11 protein-coding genes and 2 pseudogenes are annotated in these 17,678 nt (G+C 55.7%); 10 read left to right on the top strand and 3 right to left on the bottom strand.

Going from position 1 to position 17,678, the window contains the following annotated elements; all coding sequences use genetic code 11:
- Positions 1 to 112: 112 nt before the first annotated feature.
- Positions 113 to 1,945: a methyl-accepting chemotaxis protein gene (locus ACI2KA_RS23725; protein ID WP_404504922.1), complete on the top strand. Its 1,833-nt coding sequence runs from the start codon at positions 113 to 115 to the stop codon at positions 1,943 to 1,945.
- A gap of 142 nt (positions 1,946 to 2,087) precedes the next feature.
- On the opposite strand, the pseudogene ACI2KA_RS23720 reads toward ACI2KA_RS23725, so the two are convergent.
- A pseudogene (locus ACI2KA_RS23720) lies at positions 2,088 to 2,474 on the bottom strand (serine recombinase); the annotation flags it as partial.
- Positions 2,475 to 2,842: 368 nt separating this feature from the next.
- Here ACI2KA_RS23720 and ACI2KA_RS23715 point away from each other — a divergent pair.
- The 5 genes and pseudogenes from ACI2KA_RS23715 (at position 2,843) to ACI2KA_RS23695 (ending at position 9,965) form a co-directional block, all read left to right on the top strand.
- Entirely contained in the window at positions 2,843 to 3,046 is a 204-nt protein-coding gene (locus tag ACI2KA_RS23715) for a cold-shock protein (protein WP_404504913.1), read from the top strand.
- Positions 3,047 to 3,489: 443 nt separating this feature from the next.
- Positions 3,490 to 4,632 carry a Fic family protein gene (locus ACI2KA_RS23710; protein WP_404504912.1) on the top strand — a complete coding sequence of 381 codons (1,143 nt, stop codon included), beginning with the start codon at positions 3,490 to 3,492 and terminating at the stop codon, positions 4,630 to 4,632.
- 383 nt (positions 4,633 to 5,015) lie between these two features.
- Positions 5,016 to 8,477 (top strand): DNA methyltransferase, encoded by a 3,462-nt coding sequence (locus ACI2KA_RS23705; protein WP_404504911.1) that lies wholly within the window; start codon positions 5,016 to 5,018, stop codon positions 8,475 to 8,477.
- 75 nt (positions 8,478 to 8,552) lie between these two features.
- A pseudogene (locus ACI2KA_RS23700) lies at positions 8,553 to 8,711 on the top strand (helix-turn-helix domain-containing protein); the annotation flags it as partial.
- Positions 8,712 to 9,212: 501 nt separating this feature from the next.
- Positions 9,213 to 9,965, top strand: coding sequence for an autoinducer binding domain-containing protein (locus ACI2KA_RS23695; RefSeq protein WP_404504910.1), 753 nt, complete (start codon positions 9,213 to 9,215; stop codon positions 9,963 to 9,965).
- On the opposite strand, the gene ACI2KA_RS23690 is transcribed toward ACI2KA_RS23695, so the two are convergent.
- Complete coding sequence (locus tag ACI2KA_RS23690) at positions 9,962 to 11,302, bottom strand: leucyl aminopeptidase family protein (RefSeq protein WP_404504909.1); 1,341 nt, start codon at positions 11,300 to 11,302, stop codon at positions 9,962 to 9,964. The genes ACI2KA_RS23695 and ACI2KA_RS23690 overlap by 4 nt on opposite strands.
- A 344-nt stretch (positions 11,303 to 11,646) precedes the next feature.
- Positions 11,647 to 12,315, bottom strand: a complete 669-nt coding sequence (locus ACI2KA_RS23685; protein WP_404504908.1) for an RraA family protein — start codon at positions 12,313 to 12,315, stop codon at positions 11,647 to 11,649.
- A 298-nt stretch (positions 12,316 to 12,613) separates the two neighbouring features.
- Between ACI2KA_RS23685 and ACI2KA_RS23680 the strand changes: the two genes are divergently transcribed.
- Genes ACI2KA_RS23680 through ACI2KA_RS23665 form a run of 4 tightly spaced genes read left to right on the top strand, consistent with a single transcriptional unit; the run spans position 12,614 to position 17,640 of the window.
- Positions 12,614 to 13,537 (top strand): ABC transporter permease, encoded by a 924-nt coding sequence (locus ACI2KA_RS23680; protein ID WP_404504907.1) that lies wholly within the window; start codon positions 12,614 to 12,616, stop codon positions 13,535 to 13,537.
- The gene (locus ACI2KA_RS23675) at positions 13,537 to 14,376 is read left to right on the top strand and encodes an ABC transporter permease (RefSeq protein ID WP_404504906.1); all 840 of its coding nucleotides are present in this window, start codon (positions 13,537 to 13,539) and stop codon (positions 14,374 to 14,376) included. Before ACI2KA_RS23680 ends, ACI2KA_RS23675 begins: the two co-directional genes overlap by 1 nt.
- On the top strand, positions 14,373 to 16,004 hold the full coding sequence (locus ACI2KA_RS23670; RefSeq protein ID WP_404504905.1) for an ABC transporter substrate-binding protein: 1,632 nt from the start codon (positions 14,373 to 14,375) through the stop codon (positions 16,002 to 16,004). Before ACI2KA_RS23675 ends, ACI2KA_RS23670 begins: the two co-directional genes overlap by 4 nt.
- A gap of 19 nt (positions 16,005 to 16,023) precedes the next feature.
- Complete coding sequence (locus ACI2KA_RS23665; RefSeq protein WP_404504904.1) at positions 16,024 to 17,640, top strand: ABC transporter ATP-binding protein; 1,617 nt, start codon at positions 16,024 to 16,026, stop codon at positions 17,638 to 17,640.
- Positions 17,641 to 17,678 lie beyond the last annotated feature (38 nt).

The raw sequence follows: 17,678 nt of genomic DNA, 5'->3' as shown, positions 1-17,678 counted from the left end.
CACATGCCTAAAATCCATCGATGCGATTGAGCATTGGCGGAGCACCGCTTGCTGTCATGGGGCATTCCGAGGAGGATGTGACGGCGGTCAATTGATGCATTCGCAGGTCGTTATGAAACGTCTCAAGATTTCTACCCAACTCGGCCTTCTCGTGGGCGGGCTTGTCCTTGCCTTTTCCGTCGCCACCTTCTTTCAAATCCGCTCTTCTTCCGAGACGATTTACCAGCAGCGCTACGAGATGCTGCGGACAGAGACGGAGACAGCCATTTCCGTTCTGAAACATTATGATGACAAGGTGAAGGCTGGCGAGCTAACCACCGATCAGGCGCGCAAGCAGGCTTTCGAGCTTCTCGTCACCCTGCGCTACGAGCCGGATGGCTACTTCTTTGCATACGACCGTGACATCAACATGCTGTTCCACTACGACACCAAGCGTGTGGGACAGAATTTCCGCAACAAGCCAGATCCAACTGGCAATCTCTATCGAGAAAAGCTGGTCGATCTCGCCATCAAGGGCGGCGGTCGTGTAGACTTCATGGCCAGCAAGCCGGGTCAAGCACCGGACGACTATTTCCGCAAGACCGTCTATGCGGCGGAATACAAGCCATGGGGTGTTATCGTCAATACTGGCCTCTACATGGATGACCTCGAAGCAGAGGTAAACAGCGCAATCTGGAAGGCGATCAGCATCGGCCTCGGCATTCTCTTGTTTGCAATTGCTGCTGCAATTGTCATCATTCGCGGCATCACCAAGCCTCTCAGCGAGATTCACACAGCACTTGGCGAAGTGGCCAACGAAAACGTTGCGATGACGATTCCTCACACGGATATGAAGAACGAAGTGGGCCTGATGGCGAAAGCCACGGCGTCACTTCAGCACAAGGTGAGTGAGCGTCACGCCATGCAAGCGCGCCAGGAAGAGCAGCAGCTTCAGCTTGATAGTGAACGCCAGGCCAATATCGACATGCAGCGTAACGAAACGGAGCTTCAGGCACGCGTTGTCTCTACCATCGGTGAAGCGCTGGAAAAGCTTGCCGCTGGCGATCTTACCGTTCGCTGCCGTGATCTCGGCACACGCTACGCCGATCTTCGCGACAATTTCAATGAGGCGATTTCCCATCTTGATGCGGCCATGGCCAAGGTTAACATGAAGAGCCTCGATATTGGCGGTTCGAAGGATGAAATCCGAAAGGCGTCCAACGAGCTTTCCCAGCGCACCGAACGTCAGGCCGCAAGTCTCGAAGAAACTTCGGCGGCTCTGGACGAACTGACGGTTGCCGTGCGCCAGACATCCGAAGGCGCACGCGAAGCAGCCAAGCGCGTCACTTCTGTCAGCACCGATGCCAGCCGCAGCGATACGATCGTCGAAGAAGCAATCGGCGCGATGAGTGGCATCGAGCAGTCCGCGAAAGAAATCTCCAAGATCATCGGCGTCATCGACAGTATCGCCTTCCAGACCAACCTTCTGGCGCTGAATGCCGGCGTGGAAGCAGCGCGTGCCGGTGAAGCGGGCAAGGGCTTTGCCGTAGTGGCGCAGGAAGTGCGCGAACTGGCGCAGAAATCCGCCGCCGCCGCCAAGGAAATCAAGGACCAGATCGCCCGTTCCTCCGGCCAGGTCGAAAACGGCGTCCGCCTTGTCGGCGAAACAGGTGATGCGCTAAAGCGCATCTCGGACCAGATCAAATCCGCCAGCGAAATCGTTAGCAAGATCGCCCATTCGGCAGCCGAACAGGACACGACCCTGCGTTCGATCTCCACGTCGCTGAACCAACTGGACGCAACCACACAGCACAACGCTGCCATGGCCGAAGAAACCACCGCTTCGGCAGAATCGCTGGCCGCAGACACTGAAGAACTGATCAGCCTGATCAGTACTTTCCGCGTCTCGCACAATCAGTCCGGTTCACCGCATGGGATGGCGCATCAAATTCGCATAGCGAGCTGACCGAATTTCAACTTGGGACGACAGCGACGCCGGGGGGAGATCTTCGCGGCTGGGCGACAATCTCAAATGTCTGCCGCAAAAATCCGGAACGACCGAGGCGGTCCGACCCATTACTGGACCTGAGTCATTGTGCACTCCTTCTCTAAGTCTCTGTAAATATTGGAAGCGTGTCCGCGTCAGCAAGGCGACACGGGCGCCCCTTTCGCGCTATCGCAGCTCGGAAGGGCGCAGAATTGAGGTCGCTGGCGCGGATTTGATACGGCGCCGGGAACTACCTGCTCGGCAAACAACACCTTCGTCTTGATCAGATGTCGAATCGGATGATTGGTCACGCCCAATACCGCCGCAGCCTCGGTCATGGTCAGCCATTCGCCGTCTTTGTCGGCTGATTTGTACGCTTGAGTGGCGCTACCCGCCTCACCGAAGCGACACGGTGAGCGGTCCAGGTTTCCCCTTGCCCTGTCGACATGCCCATTCGATTGAGCGACGCGGCGATATCTTCATCGGACCAGCGGCCAGCCATGCTCCGATCCCCGTCGGCGGTCGCTCGCGCGCCAGTGGTCCAGAGGCATTCCAGTTTCCCACTGAAGGGATTGGTGTGCCAGACGGCGATAAACGTTGGTCGATGGGGTTCGTTTTCCGCTGGGTCACAAGCCCGGCTTCGACCTCGTGCTCGACCGGCTCCCGCCAAAGGCTGAAGACCGCATTGCTGAGATCAGCTGCGGTGGCGGCGTATTCATGCGCCGCGCGCTGAAAAGCGGCTGCGAGGGCCTCGCGATCGATCACAGCCCGGACATGTGGCCAACGCCAACTGCATGCTCACAGTTGCTAGAGAAGCGTCACCGCTGTAGTTTCCGCTTCGCAATTTGGACGAAGGACACAGGGGATAGGTCTCTCATGCCAACGGGTACGGTTAAATTCTTCAACGACGACAGGGGCTTCGGTTTCATAACGCCCGAGAATGGCGGACAAGATGTATTTGTTCACGTGTCTGCCTTGCAACGCAGCGATTCGCTCCGCGAAGGCGATAAGGTCAGCTTTGAGGTGGGGCAGGATCGCAAGACTGGAAAATCGAAGGCTGAGAACGTCTCAGTCCTCTGATCGAGAGTCGTAGATTTCCCAGCCTGCCTCTGGCGGGTTGAGCTCAGCACGACGATATTGTTGCAGACCGGAGTGGCGGGCTGAAGATCTGTGCGCGACCTTTTCGGGTGCAGGGACGACGTCGTACCGCCCAGCTCTTGAAGAGATTCGAACCCGCGATATACGAATGCAAACCTGCATTATTTCAGGAGCGCAGCCCTCATTGATCTACTTAAATTATTGATCCGATTTTATTTTCATATCCCAGAATGTTGGACTGGGCTGCCTCAACGTAAGGATCTGGTCAGCGAGCATCGGTTCTCTTAGCCAGAGCCGTTACACAAGCGTGGCGACGCTGTTTTGTGCGCCAGATTCGGGTGGGTGCGGAGGTTACGGGAGAAAATCTCCGCAATTTTGCGGAGATAAATCTTGCTATTCTCCGCAGATGAGATCTATCGTGGGATATGAGTTATATCTGGCAGTGCGCCCTATGGCCGAAATTCGAGTGGAGTATTGACCGCCTTATATCAAGGATTGCGGCCGTACGCCTTGATCAAGGACGTCTTATTGGCCGCGTCGAGGGCCTCGGTTTTCGTACACGCGAGGCGACGTTTCTAAGAGCATTGACCGATGACGTGGTAAAGTCGTCAGCGATTGAGGGAGAACAGCTGGATGAGCAACAGGTTCGTTCCTCGCTCGCCAGGCGGCTCGGTATCGATATCGATGGGTTTGTGACGCCAAACCGCTCGGTTGAGGGCATCGTCCATATCACTCTCGATGCCACGATCAATTGCGCAGAGCTACTGACGGCAGAGCGACTATTCCAATGGCATGCGGCCCTTTTTCCGACGGGTCGCAACGAATGGGGCCATAAGCTTCGCGTCGGCGATTGGCGTGACGACTCTGGCGGTCGTATGGAAATCGTTTCCGGTCCATTCGGGCACGAGAGAGTCCACTATGTCGCTCCGCCCGCAGATCGCGTGGAAGCTGAGATGTCAGCCTTCCTTGAGTGGTTTAATGGACAGCACGAACTGGATCCTCTCATTAAGGCAGCCATTGCTCATCTCTGGTTCGTTGCTATCCACCCTTTCGGCGATGGAAACGGCCGCATAACTCGCGCAATCGCCGACATGACGCTTGCACGTAGTGGTGGGGGCGCCCAGCGGCTTTATTCCATGTCCGCAGCAATCGAGCGATCCCGTATCGGGTATTATAAAGCCCTGCAATCAGTTACCGGCAAGGAAAGCCTCGACATCACGAGCTGGATCGAGTGGTTCCTCGATCGTTTGGGCAATGCTGTTAGCGAGGCGCTGCTGACCCTCGATAACGTGATGCTGAAAAATGATTTCTGGCAGTCGCATGCTGCAAGCGATCTCAATCCGCGACAAGCCAAGGTCCTAAACCGGCTGCTAGAGGGAAATTTCCAGGGCAAGCTCACGTCGACAAAATGGGCAAAGTTGACGAACGCATCCCAGGACACTGCCTCTCGCGATATAGCGGAACTGATGGCGAAAGGCATCCTGCAAAAAGGCGCGGCTGGAGGACGAAGCACGGCCTATGAGCTGGTTTTAAAATTCCCCAGGAACCACGTTCCCTCATCTGGATAAAATCCAGTCGCCGATGATGCCCGAGACCACTTTGTGCACGTATTCAGCGCCGCGAATTTATCAAGAGGACAGTTGCCCTTGAAGGGGCAGGTTAAGCTCTTGAACGGAATCGAACCGTTGGGGCGTAGCAATTTTTCTAAGGTGTTGATTTATAATTTATGTTATCAACTGCCGCGTTCGCAAGACAGGCGATCGGAAGCACAGAAAACCCGCGACTTGACATTTCGTTAAGACGCCGCCGGCGGATCCTGTGGACAACAGCACATGTTCCGTTGTCGGGTCAGTGGCGTCCAATTTGATGGATGACGCGTCAGGGCTGTAGGGCAGGCCACCACTCGCTCGTCTTTAAATAATAATTTACATGTTTTCCACATTATTGTTTTATGAATGGAGCACAAGGTAATATACCTTTAAGTATTTCCGAGTTCGTCGCGCGCTGGTCAGATCGAGAAGGCGGGCAAGAGCGAGCAAACTATTCCCTTTTCCTGACAGAGCTTTGTGATGTCCTAGGCGTCGCTCACCCCGACCCCGCCAGCGCCTCTCATGAAATGAACGACTATGTCTTTGAACGCCGCGTCGAACGACGCATGGCAGACGAGAGGTCGGAAGTTGGACGGATCGACCTTTATAAACGTGGGCATTTCATCCTGGAGGCGAAACAGAGCCGCCAGCGCTCAGGGCTTGAACCGACGGCGAGCATCTCGCAGGGAGATTTGTTCAATTCCCATACGCGACGTACGCACGCAGTAGAATTAAACGCCATCGATCATTTGATGATCCAGGCGCGGCGGCAGGCGGAACGCTATGCTGCAGCCTTGCCAGCGGATCATCCCTATCCGCCATTTCTCATCGTATGTGATGTCGGCCGCGTTCTCGAAATCTATGCGGATTTTTCGGGCAACGGACGGCACTATGCACAGTTTCCTGACGCCAAGACGTTTCGAATCCAGCTTGCTGATCTCCAGGATCCAGTAAAGCGAAATCTTCTCCGAACTGTTTGGGAAGCCCCTTTTACTCTCGATCCAGCACAACAAACTGGAAAAGTTACACGGGAAATTGCCGGACGCCTCGCCACGATATCAAAAGCGCTCGAAGGCCGCGGGTTCGAGCCTCGAAACGTAGCTATTTTCCTTATGCGCTGCCTGTTTACAATGTTCGTCGAAGACGTCGGACTGTTGCGAAAGAAAGGATTCACCGAACTCCTCGATCGTTGTCTCGATGATCCCCGGCGCTTTACCTTTGAGATCGATGACCTCTGGAAGCACATGGACCAGGGCGGCTACTCTCCCGGAATCGGCGAACGTTTGTTGCGATTCAACGGGAAGCTTTTCAAGAATGCCGCAGCCTTGCCCCTGACGGTCGACGAGATTCGCCTGCTACGTGATGCCTCGGACGCGGATTGGTGCGACCTCGAGCCTGCAATCTTCGGAACGTTGTTTGAACAGGCGCTGGACGCAAACGAGCGCAGGCGCCTCGGGGCGCATTATACTCCACGGGCGTATGTCGAACGTGTAGTCAACGCGACTATTATCGAACCCCTGATGCAGGACTGGATTGGATATCAGTCAGCTGCTGAGCGCGCATTGCGATCCGGTATGAAAACCGCCGCCATTCGCGAGATGGAAGACTTCCTTAAGGAACTTTCGTCGGTTCGCGTGCTCGATCCTGCCTGCGGCACAGGCAATTTTCTCTATGTCGCATTGCGACGGATGAAGCAGCTTGAGGGCGAGGTCCTGAAGCAACTTCACGACATCGGTGGCGACGAAGCTATCGCTGAGGTTGATAATCTATCAGTGAAGCCAGAGCAGTTTTTTGGAATGGAGCTGAACGGACGTGCGGTGGAAATCGCCGAACTTGTTCTGTGGATCGGCTATATTCAGTGGCACCTGAGAACACGAACAACGGTTCCACCGGAACCCGTCATTGGCAGTGCCGACCATGTGCAGGAAAAAGATGCACTTCTAATCTGGGCCGATTATCCAAATCGACATTTGAAGCGGGACAGGATGGGCCGCCCAATGTCCGACCAGCAGGGCCATGAAATCTACGCGTTTCCGAATGTGTCCCGACCCGATTGGCCCATGGCGGATTTCATCGTCGGGAATCCGCCATTCATCGGAGGCAAAGACATTCGTGGCCGTCTTCCTAACGGGTACGCTGAGGCTCTATGGGAGGCAAATCCGCGTATCAACCCTTCAGCAGACTTCGTTATGTATTGGTGGGATCGTGCCGCCGAGCTATTGACTCAGAAGGGAACACGGCTTCGGCGCTTCGGTTTCGTAACTACCAACTCGATCACGCAGGTGTTTCAGCGCCGGGTGCTAGAACGGCACCTGACTGCAACACCACCTATATCCATATTGCTCGCCATTCCAGATCATCCTTGGACCAAGGCGACCAAGGATGCAGCTGCAGTCCGCATCGCCATCACTGTTGCTGCGGCGGGGGAACTCCAAGGTACGTTGCGACAAGTTGTCGGTGAGAAAGATCTCGACACCGACGAACCGAAAATTGTCTTCCATGAAAGAAGCGGGGTGATCAATGCTGATCTTACGATCGGCGCGGATGTCACGAAAGCACTGTCTTTATCAGCAAACGTAGGCCTGTGCTCTCCAGGCGTCAAGCTTCACGGTGACGGTTTCATCGTTACGCGGGCCAAAGCCCGAGAACTTGGCTTAGGCCTTCGACCCGGTCTTGAACTGCGCATCAGAGAATACAGAAACGGTCGAGATCTGACCGCACGGTCTAGAGATGTCATGGTGATTGATCTCTTCGGACTTGACGCAGCTTTCGTGCGACAGGCTTACCCAGAAATCCACCAACATCTGTATGAGACCGTCAGGGAACAGCGCGCACTAACATTCCGAAAGTCCGCGACTCGGGATGCACGTGAATACCTGGAACGGTGGTGGCTGTTCGGAAAACCCAGGACTGAACTGCGGCCGGCGCTGGACTACATCAACCGATACATTGCAACAGTTGAGACTGCGAAGCACCGAGTCTTCCAATTTCTCGACGCCGGGGTGATGCCGGATAACATGTTGGTGGCAATCGCTTCAGATGACGCCTTTCATCTTGGTGTCCTATCTTCTCGCCCACACGTGCTCTGGGCGCTTCGTGCCGGGGGGCGCCAAGGCGTAGGGAATGATCCTCGTTACTCGAAATCCCGTTGCTTCGATCCATTCCCATTCCCTGATGCAACAATGATCTCCAGGTCGAATATCGCTGCCTTGGCAGAAGAGCTCGATGCGACGCGCAAGTTAGTGTTGACGGAAAATCCCGATCTGACGCTCACCGGGCTCTACAACATGCTGGATACCGCTCGTTCGGGCGGTCCTCTTACCACCACAGAGCGCGAGCTCCATAGACGAGCCCGCGTCCTCATTCTCAGAGATTTACACGAGCAGATCGACCACGCCGTGATGCAAGCCTACGGGTGGGACACCGCGCTCGCTGAGGATGAAATCCTTCAACAACTCGTTCAGTTGAATCTTCAACGCGCAACGGAGGAGCGCCGTGGACTCATTCGTTGGCTGCGCCCAGAATATCAGATCGAAAAGATGGGACCTTTGGCTCATCGTGCTGACCGGATCCAATCGCTTGCGACGGCGAGACCATCCAAACCAAAGCCGCGGTTCTCGGACAAGAGAAAAGTACAGGCGGCCCAGATCCTTGCTTTGCTCAATCGCAACCGGTCACCGCTGACGGCAAACGAGATCGCCCAAGAATTCAGTGAATCCAGCCAGATCGGTTCTGAGGTACAAGACGTTCTGGCATCGCTGAATCGCCTCGGCGATGTAGAGACTTTTGACAACGGCCGAAGCTATATTATGGTTTTCGGCTAAGCCAATTGTTGGTTTCCACGCGGAACTGAGCCGGTGGGGATGCGGACGAAAACTTGGACCACCAGGAGGTAGTTCATGTATTCCAGTTCCGACAGACTTCGAGCCGTCGAGCTTTACATCAGGCTTGGCAAGCGGGTTAAGGCAACCATTCGCCAGTTGGGTTATCCCACCAAGGATGCTCTAAAAGACTGGTACCGGGAGTACGAGCAGCGTCTTGATCTGTGCGTTCGCTATCCGGCTCGAACGGCTCGGCTTCGCTCGGCAGGCAGTGAAGTCTTCGTCATCGGCCCCTAAGCCGGCGGCAATTATTCTACCGGCGTCGATACAGTTGAGGATCCACGGTCTCTGCCTGAAGGCTGGATTAGCGGCATTATGACGAATGAGCTAGAAATGATTTCAAAAGCGATGGGCCGCCCCTGACGAACGCCGCGCAGTTCGGAAAAAATTTCGTCTTCAGTCGTGAATTCCTTAAAGTGTCATTTCGCCCCCAGCCGGAACCGGCCCCATAATGTGTCGCAACGTCCGCTCCCATTGGTCGTCACGAAGAATAGGAGTCCACACTTCCTAGCCCTTTGGTGCCGGGCACAAACATGTATGCTTACGTGAGGGAACTCGCTGGAAGTCCGAATATTTCTGCGTATCCGATCTGCAAGAGTTGCCGAAGTTCATTGCGATGGATCAAAGTTTCAGCATAAGATCATGGAGGTCTGGATTTAGGCAACTGGCGGGATCGGAATGAAAAGCGCTGTTCAGGATCAAAGCAGAAGGCAAACCGATCTGCCACCAGACCTCGAAGGTTTTTTCGACTGTGCGATGGTGGAGGCTGCGGGATTCGGGCTTGAAGGCCTGATTTATGACTATACGCCAGTACCGTTCACTCCCGATGGGCAAGTGGTACCTCCAACCATCATCGGGATGCGCAACATGCCCAAAGATATGGAATCCATGTGGTTTGAGGAGGGGCTATATCTCTCTGACCCCGTACAGATACTGGCACTTAGATCGATTCAACCACTCTATTGGTCCTATCATTTCGAGGAGCCGTCCGTTCTCACGCCAATGGCACAGGGCGCGGTCGCGAATTATCTTCGCGACTCTCATATGGCGCGTGGCCTGACCATACCCGTCCAAACCCCATCGAAAGGGTGTGCCACAGTAACCGGGTTCTGGCGACGCCCACCTAACAGGAAAGTTTTGGAAAGCCTGTTCGTTGCCGAGTTCATGTTGTTCGCTCACAAGCTACATGGGAAGCTGCTGCTGGAGGCTAACGAGGAAAGTCTGATAACCGTTGCCGTGCGGCTGACGCCGCGAGAAACCGAATGCGTTCGTCTGTGCGCGGAAGGCATGTCGGACAAGCAGGTTGCGTACACGCTGGACCGCTCGATTTCCACGGTCGTGATGCATCTCCAGTCTGCCATGAGGAAACTTGGAGCACGTAACAGGGCGCAGGCGATCGCCCGCGCCGCCCATTACGGAATATTACGCTAAAGATTACCAAGCCTGAGGGCCATGTAGATGGCTCGGATCACGTGATCCGTGCCACCCACGGGACGTGAATTCGTTTGCCTTTCTGTCCATCCGGGAATGTCGAAGTGAGCCCAAACACCACACTTTGCAACGAACTTCCTCAGAAAAAGCGCCGCCGTTATCGATCCTGCAAAAGTTTCCGATCTGAAATTGTTGTAGTCTGCCAGTTCGGAAGACAGCATGAATTCATAATCGCTCCAAAGCGGCATTCTCCATACCGGATCGTCCCAAAGCATGCCTTGTTCACAAATAGACGCCGCAAACTCGTCGTCCTGACAGTAGAGTGCGGCAATATCGGAACCAAGTGCCACACCCGCTGCTCCGGTCAAGGTTGCAAGATCGATCAAGGTGGCCGGCGCCTCCTCATCCGCATATGCCAAGGCGTCCGCCAGTATAAGGCGCCCTTCAGCATCGGTGAAGCCTACTTCGACGGTAATACCATTTCGCGCCCGAATGATATCGCCCGGACGAAACGCTGAACCTGAAAGGGCATTTTCGACGACCGGGATTACGACGCGAAGCCTAACAGGCAAGTTTGCAGAGACGACCGCATGGGCAACGCCAAGGGCGTTAGCTGCGCCCGCCATATCGCACTTCATAAAGGCCATATGATCAAAGGACTTTACATTGAGGCCACCCGTGTCAAATGTGACGCCTTTACCCACAACAGTGACCTTAGGGGCATTGGCATTACCCCAGGTCAGGTCCAGGAGACGCGGTGCCTGAGCCGATGCACGCCCTACCGTGTGAACCAAAGGAAAACCATGGGCCAGGAGCTCGTCGCCGACGAAGGATGTGACCTTCATTCGATGGCTTTGCGCAAATTTCCTTATCGCGGTGTCCAGCTTATCGGGACCTAGCTCATTGGCGGGGAGATTGATCAGGTCGCGCGCGATAAAGGCCGATGTCATGAGCCTTTCGACTTCAGACCGATCGACCCCAGAACCAAAAGCCAATTGCGGCGACCCAGCAGATTTCCTGTAGCTGGAAAATCGATAGGCGCCGAGAGTAAACCCGAGCGCTGCGGCGGTTGGGTTTCCGAAACTACCCTCAAGTGCATAAATCCCCTCCGGTAAGGCCATGGCCGCCAGACCAGTAGCCATGTCACAGGCTTCTGATCCCTTGCCCACGCCAAACAACCAGGCAGCAATGGCGCCATCACTGCCTGGAACGGGAAGCAGACGTCCTTTCTGCCCCCGGAAACCGTTCGAGACAGCCCAGCGATTTGCCTTCGCATTTCCCTTTAATGGCGGGCAGGACGATTCAGAGATACAAAAAAGCGGGACTGGCTTCTCCATGGCAAGCTCTCTTTTTCAAAACCGTAAATGGTATGCGCGGAGATATTGCCATACCCTGTCCAACATGCCGGGTGGTCTGGACCTGAGGCCATTGCTCGCGCCTTTCCAGATCGCGTGACAATGTTGCCGTTTGAGACGCATGCGACCTTACCTAGGCCGATCAATTGACAGTCCGCACGACAATGGCACTATCCTTATCTTGAGAGTTGCCGGCCGCAAGTACGAATTCGTTACGCGACGCAAATAGCCACCGCCTCAGACATCAGCCGTCGTTTCCTGTCTTCAAACCGCGCAATAAGCGATTCGAAACGTTTCGACCCGCATGTGCAATCCCTTCAGAAAAGTCAGGACTCGATGATCGGAATAGCTGCCAACGCGTCAACGATACGCTCCGGCAACAAGCCGCCTGGCGTCTCCAGCGCCTCAAGCAGGCGTGCTTCCCGTTGATGTTGTTTTGGAACGATCGCACGCACAGCCGACGCCACTGCCGCAGGGATAACGGCAATTCCATCATCGTCGCCGACCAGTAGATCCCCAGTGTTTATCGTCACACCCAGCAGTGCTTCGGGCATCCCTATGCGCCCCTGCGTATCGTCTCGTGGTGAGAACGGGTGTGTTCCGCAAGCAAATACAGCCAGATTCATTCGGCCGATCTCGGCGCTGTCACGTAGGAGGCCGTCGGTCACGATCGCGGCAACGCCTCTGCGTCGGGCAAGTTCAACGAAGATCGCCCCGAATTCCGCCCTGTCCCGGCGGCCACCGGAGGCAATGACAAGCACTTGCCCTGGTTTCGACAAGTCTAGCGATTTCCACTGAGCCATGCTTCCCGAACCAATTGTCACCGCGGTCCCGACAAAAGACAATTTGCCTCCGAACGGCCGTATCGGTGTTCCCAGGCAAGCAACGCGGGAATCCGCATCGGCCAGAAGTGCGCTTGAGACATCCGCCAGAGATTGCTGCACGGAATTGTCGAAGCCGGCTCTATGCGGTTTTACCAGAATGGATTGGGTCAATTCAAAAGCTCCTCGGAAAAGTGGGCTTAGCCGTTCGATAGACCTACTGAGGATATCAACCTGTTCGAAGACACCCCCATCACCAAAGAGAATGAAGATGCGAATGGCATCTCTCAATCTGTAACATATTACAGATAGAAGCCGTGAAAATACCCCGATAGCCTTGAATCGGATGAAGCGCCGCAAGGTTCCGGCAGAAACTTTTCAGGAATGCCGACCCCAGCGCGCTTCCAATCAAACGAAAGCGCCAATGCGCCTTCGGGCCGATCATCCGACGCGTCGAAGGGACATGAAACCAATGCGAACGAGATTCTGGGTCTCTCGCCTGTTGAGGACGCTTGCCACGATCTGTTTCGTGGTGACCTTCACATTCGTAGTGCTCCGTATGACAGGAGATCCGGTCGTAGCGTTGCTTAGCCCCGATGCACTGCCATCCGAAATCGAGCAATTCCGCATCCGGTGGAAGCTGGATAGGCCGATGATCGAACAGTATTTCTCGTATGGAGCGAACCTTCTGACAGGCGATTTCGGTCGATCCTATCAGGACGGCAGACCGGCGCTGCAGAGTGTTCTGGAGCGGCTCCCCAATACCTTATTGCTCGGCGGCTTTTCCTATCTCATTGCCATCCTGATCGGAATTCCTGCTGGTATAATTGCGGCCCTGAACAGGGGTCGTCTGATTGACCGAGCGGTGATGTCGCTGGCGGTATTCGGCTTTGCAATGCCGAACTTTTTCCTGGGAATCCTGCTCATACTCGCTTTTTCGCTCGGCCTCCGAATGTTGCCGAGTGCAGGCATGGGAACATTTTATCATCTCCTCATGCCATCTTTTACGCTCGGTGTTTACGTTGCCGGAACCTTGGCGCGCTTCACGCGCTCCGCTATGCTCGAAGTGCTGGACGAGCCTTATATGAGGTTGGCGCAGGCGAAAGGCGCGTCGCCATTGCGACGTGTTTTCATACATGCGCTGCCGAATGCCGCCATCCCGATAGTAACGATCGTCGGCCTCAATCTCGGGTCCCTCGTGAGCGGTGCCGTCGTCGTGGAAACCGTATTCGGTTGGCCAGGGATCGGTCGACTTCTGGTTACTGCGGTTACCGCTCGTGATCTCGCCCTGGTCCAGGGCCTGGTACTGGTGATCTCGGTCTGCATGATCGTTTCGAACCTCCTCGTTGACCTCCTCTACGGCATCCTTGACCCACGTATCAGGAGCCGAAGCTGATGTTCACATCCATGCCTTGGCCTATTCGTCTGACCATCCTTATGTTACTCGCGCTTGTTGTCGTTGCGCTTCTGACGCCTTTTCTTACCCCTTACGGCATTGCGGACCAGAACCTCCTTGCCCGCCTCAGCCCACCGCTGCGTCTGGGTGGAGTACCTGAACATCCGCTGGGAACGGACCGGCTGGGACGCGACATTTTTACCAGGCTGGCCTTCGGCTTCAAGGTATCGGTTGCCGTCGCCTTGCTGGGAACAGTCACGGGCGCCGTCTTCGGCTGTACTGTCGGCTTTATCGCCGCCCACTTCCGCGGTTGGGTCGAAGAGGCCCTCATGATGTTCGTCGACATGCAGGCCTCCCTGCCCTTCATCCTCGTCGCCCTGACCATGCTTGCCTTCTTCGGAAACTCGCTTCCGCTGACGATTGTGCTCATGGCGCTCTACGGCTGGGAGAATTATGCCCGGCTCACACGCGGTGTGGTTCTTTCGGCAGTCTCCCAGCCCTACGCCGAAGCGGTAGACACACTTGGTGCCACGCCTTGGCGGCTGTATTTCCGGCACATCCTGCCGAATATCATGGGTGTCCTGATCGTCCAGGTGACGCTGACTTTCCCGCAGATCATCCTGCTTGAATCCGCCCTGAGCTTTCTTGGTCTCGGCATACAACCACCGCTTACCAGCCTTGGCCAGATCATGGGCGACGGGCGCGACTATCTTTCCACTGCATGGTGGATCTCGGTGATCCCTGGCGCCGTGATTTTTATCATCGCCCTCTCCGTCAGCCTTGTAGGCGACTGGCTGCGCGATCGGCTCGATCCCACGCTGAAACGGGAATTTGGATGAAGAAACCCAGCGGCTGCCCGGATAATCACACACAAGGAGATACCGAAATGCTGAAAAGAAGAGAGTTTGGTAAACTTGCTCTTGTGGGCGGTGTAACCTCGCTTGCGGCCCCTCGAAATGCCCTTTCGCTGGGCGACACATCAAGACCGGCTCTCACCGTCGCTGTCGAGGCTCTATGGCAGAATATCGCACCGATCAATGGCATCTCCAATGCAAGCGCCCGGATTTTCCCGAATGTCTATGATCGGTTGATCGAGATCGATTACTTGAAAGATCCAGCCGGTCAAACGCTCTCCCCACGCCTTGCAACCAGTTGGAGCCGCAATGACAAAGTCTGGACCATAGAGCTTCGCCCGAACGTCAAGTTCCATAACGGCGCGCCCATGACAGCAGAAGACGTCGCCTTTACCCTGTCGGAGGAACGGCTTTGGGGGAAGACGGCGTATGAACCCCGTGGGCGTACATTTGCGGCCGGATTTGTACGAGTTGACGCCGTCGGACCGCTGACCATCGAGATCGAAACAGCTGAACCGGATATCAATGTTCCCGGTAAACTCTCCGGCTACATTGGTTATGTCGTGCCGAAAGCCTATTATCTGGAGAAGGGCGTGGACGGCTTCGGCCAGGTACCCGTCGGGACCGGGCCTTACAAGATGCGGAGTTATCGCGGCAACGAGGCCGCAATACTTGACGCATTTGATGACCATTGGGATGGACCGCCACCCGCGCGTTCGCTTACATTCAAGCTGGTGCCGGAATATGCCGGACGTCTTGCGGGTCTGGCGACGGGCGAGTTCGACTTCATCTGCTCTATCCCCACTGATCAGGAAAAACAGGTCGAAGGCCTGCCTGACGTCAAACTCGTTCGGCAGCGGGTCGGAAATTATACGGCCGTGCTGTTCAACATGAGGAACGATCCCGAAGACAATCCGCTTCAGAACCAGGATTTACGATATGCGCTGATTCAGGCGATCGATATGGATTCCATCGTCAAGTCTCTCTTTGGAGACACAACCTTCTTCCCGGCCGTACCATTCAATTTTCCGGAATATGGCCGCTATTACGATCCGGCGGCAAAACCACGATTGCCTTTCGATCCCGACGCCGCCAGGGCGCTTGTCACAAAGAGCGGCTATAAGGGGCAAGAGCTGATTTGGCACATAACCCGCGGTTTCTGGACTAATTACGATGCTGCTGCAGAAATCATGGTGGAGATGTGGCGTGCGGTCGGCCTCAATGTCGAGGCCCGGTTCCGTGACAATTTCCAACTCGCCTATTCACGACCTTTCCACATGCTCGCAGTGTCCGGCGGTACGACCTTCATCCCCGGAGATCCCTACCAACCGCTCTGGCTGGACTGGAGCCCGACTGGAGTTATCTCTTCGGCTGCCTGGAAAACCTGGGATCCGCCACGGGAATTCGTCGAGATCGGACAGGCTTACTCCAGAGCGGTCGATCTCGATGAGCGCAAACGTCTCTTCAAAGAGCTCTCGGCGGAGTGGCAGCGGGTGATGCCGGGTCAATACATGTGGAAGTCAGTCGCCAACTGGGCTCATCAAGCGAAATATGGCTGGATCGGCATATCGGAATTCGAGATGCGCCTGCATGGCAGCTATCTGAAACTCTGAAGCGGATCGGAAACAGGTGATGATGAACCACAACTCCGGTAACGATACTGATGCCGTCCCCGAGCCAATTATCGAGGTCCGGCGTCTGACGATCGCATTGCCGAAATCAGCCGATCGTACGCATGCCGTAACAGACGTATCCTTCGCGGTTCATGCCGGTGAAACGCTCTGTGTGGTCGGTGAGTCGGGATCAGGCAAGTCGGTCACATCGCTGGCCATCATGGGGCTGCTGGATACAGGGGTTCGCGTTACCTCGGGGGAGATCAGTTTTGAAGGGCGAGACATTCTGGGGCTCGACGCCGCAAGCCACCGGGATGTAATCGGGCGCAGGATAGCCCTGATTTTCCAGGAGCCAATGGCGTCGCTCAACCCCGTATACCGTGTGGGCGACCAAATTGCCGAAGTCTTCAGGATTCATACGAATCTCGACCGGTGGGCTATCCGCCAGCGGGTCATAGACCTGCTCGGCGAGGTGCACCTTCCCGATCCTGAACATATCTACAACGCCTATCCGCATCAATTATCAGGTGGGCAGTGCCAGCGGGTCGTCATAGCTATGGCGCTCGCCCTCGAACCTGCGGTCCTGATTGCCGACGAGCCGACGACGGCACTTGATGTGACCACTCAGGCGCAGATTCTTCATCTGGTCGATGAATTGCAACAACGCCACAATACTGCGGTGATTTTCATCACTCACGACTTCGGCGTTGTAAAAGATATAGCCGACCGGGTGATAGTGATGCAGAAAGGTCGGCTCATCGAATGCGGACGGGTTGATGACGTTCTATACACGCCAAGGGAACCTTACACCCAAGCCCTGCTGGCGGCGGTTCCGAGGCTCAATCCACGCAACGCCCGGCCGAACTCGCAGCCACCTGTCATGGAGGCGCAAAACTTGCGCAAGACCTTTCATTCAGATGGGCGAAAGTTCGCTGCACTCGACGATGTCAGTCTTGCGCTTCGCCGGGGAGAGACGATCGGTCTCGTGGGGGAATCGGGGTCCGGCAAATCGACCCTTGCACGAGCCATCATCCGGCTGATCGAGGCAGATTCGGGTGAAGTCCGGATCAACGGGCAGGATATTACCAGACTATACGGGCGCAGGTTGCGCCATCTGCGCAGGTCAGTACAGATCGTCTTCCAAGACCCATACAGCGCGCTGGATCCACGCCAGGCGGTCGGCACTGCGATTGCCGAAGGCCCCATCATTCACGGAATGCCTGTGGCAGAGGCCAATGCGCGCGCCCGAGACCTGCTAGTGGCCGTGGGGCTGAGCCCCGACGCGGCAATGCGATATCCGCGAGAATTCTCCGGCGGGCAACGACAACGCATCTGCATTGCCCGCGCGCTTGCGCTTGAGCCTGAGCTGTTGATTGCAGACGAAGCCGTTTCGGCGCTCGACGTATCGGTTCAGGCACAGGTTCTGGAACTTCTTAGCCGTATGCAGGAACAGCACGGGTTCGGCATGATCTTCATCACCCATGATCTCAGAGTGGCAAGCTCGATCTGTGACCTAATAGCAGTAATGCAGCGCGGAAAACTGGTCGAGATCGGCGAGCCGAGCCGGCTGTTCGGACATCCGGAACACGAATATACCGAGCGTCTTTTACGTGCCGTGCCGGGAACCACCGAATAAATCACGGCATAATTTGTCGCGATACTGAAACACAATCA

The sequence above is a fragment of the Agrobacterium sp. NPDC089420 genome, from assembly GCF_044900305.1.
GTDB lineage: Bacteria > Pseudomonadota > Alphaproteobacteria > Rhizobiales > Rhizobiaceae > Agrobacterium.
The sequence above is the reverse complement of the archived record's forward strand: the minus strand, read 5'-3'. Positions and strand labels throughout refer to the sequence as shown.

Coding starts and splice junctions, on each gene's coding strand:
- ACI2KA_RS23725 (WP_404504922.1), top strand. CDS start 113: ATGAAACGTCTCAAGATTTCTACCCAACTCGGCCTTCTCGTGGGCGGG.
- ACI2KA_RS23715 (WP_404504913.1), top strand. CDS start 2,843: ATGCCAACGGGTACGGTTAAATTCTTCAACGACGACAGGGGCTTCGGT.
- ACI2KA_RS23710 (WP_404504912.1), top strand. CDS start 3,490: ATGAGTTATATCTGGCAGTGCGCCCTATGGCCGAAATTCGAGTGGAGT.
- ACI2KA_RS23705 (WP_404504911.1), top strand. CDS start 5,016: ATGAATGGAGCACAAGGTAATATACCTTTAAGTATTTCCGAGTTCGTC.
- ACI2KA_RS23695 (WP_404504910.1), top strand. CDS start 9,213: ATGAAAAGCGCTGTTCAGGATCAAAGCAGAAGGCAAACCGATCTGCCA.
- ACI2KA_RS23690 (WP_404504909.1), bottom strand. CDS start 11,302: ATGGAGAAGCCAGTCCCGCTTTTTTGTATCTCTGAATCGTCCTGCCCG.
- ACI2KA_RS23680 (WP_404504907.1), top strand. CDS start 12,614: ATGCGAACGAGATTCTGGGTCTCTCGCCTGTTGAGGACGCTTGCCACG.
- ACI2KA_RS23675 (WP_404504906.1), top strand. CDS start 13,537: ATGTTCACATCCATGCCTTGGCCTATTCGTCTGACCATCCTTATGTTA.
- ACI2KA_RS23670 (WP_404504905.1), top strand. CDS start 14,373: ATGAAGAAACCCAGCGGCTGCCCGGATAATCACACACAAGGAGATACC.
- ACI2KA_RS23665 (WP_404504904.1), top strand. CDS start 16,024: ATGATGAACCACAACTCCGGTAACGATACTGATGCCGTCCCCGAGCCA.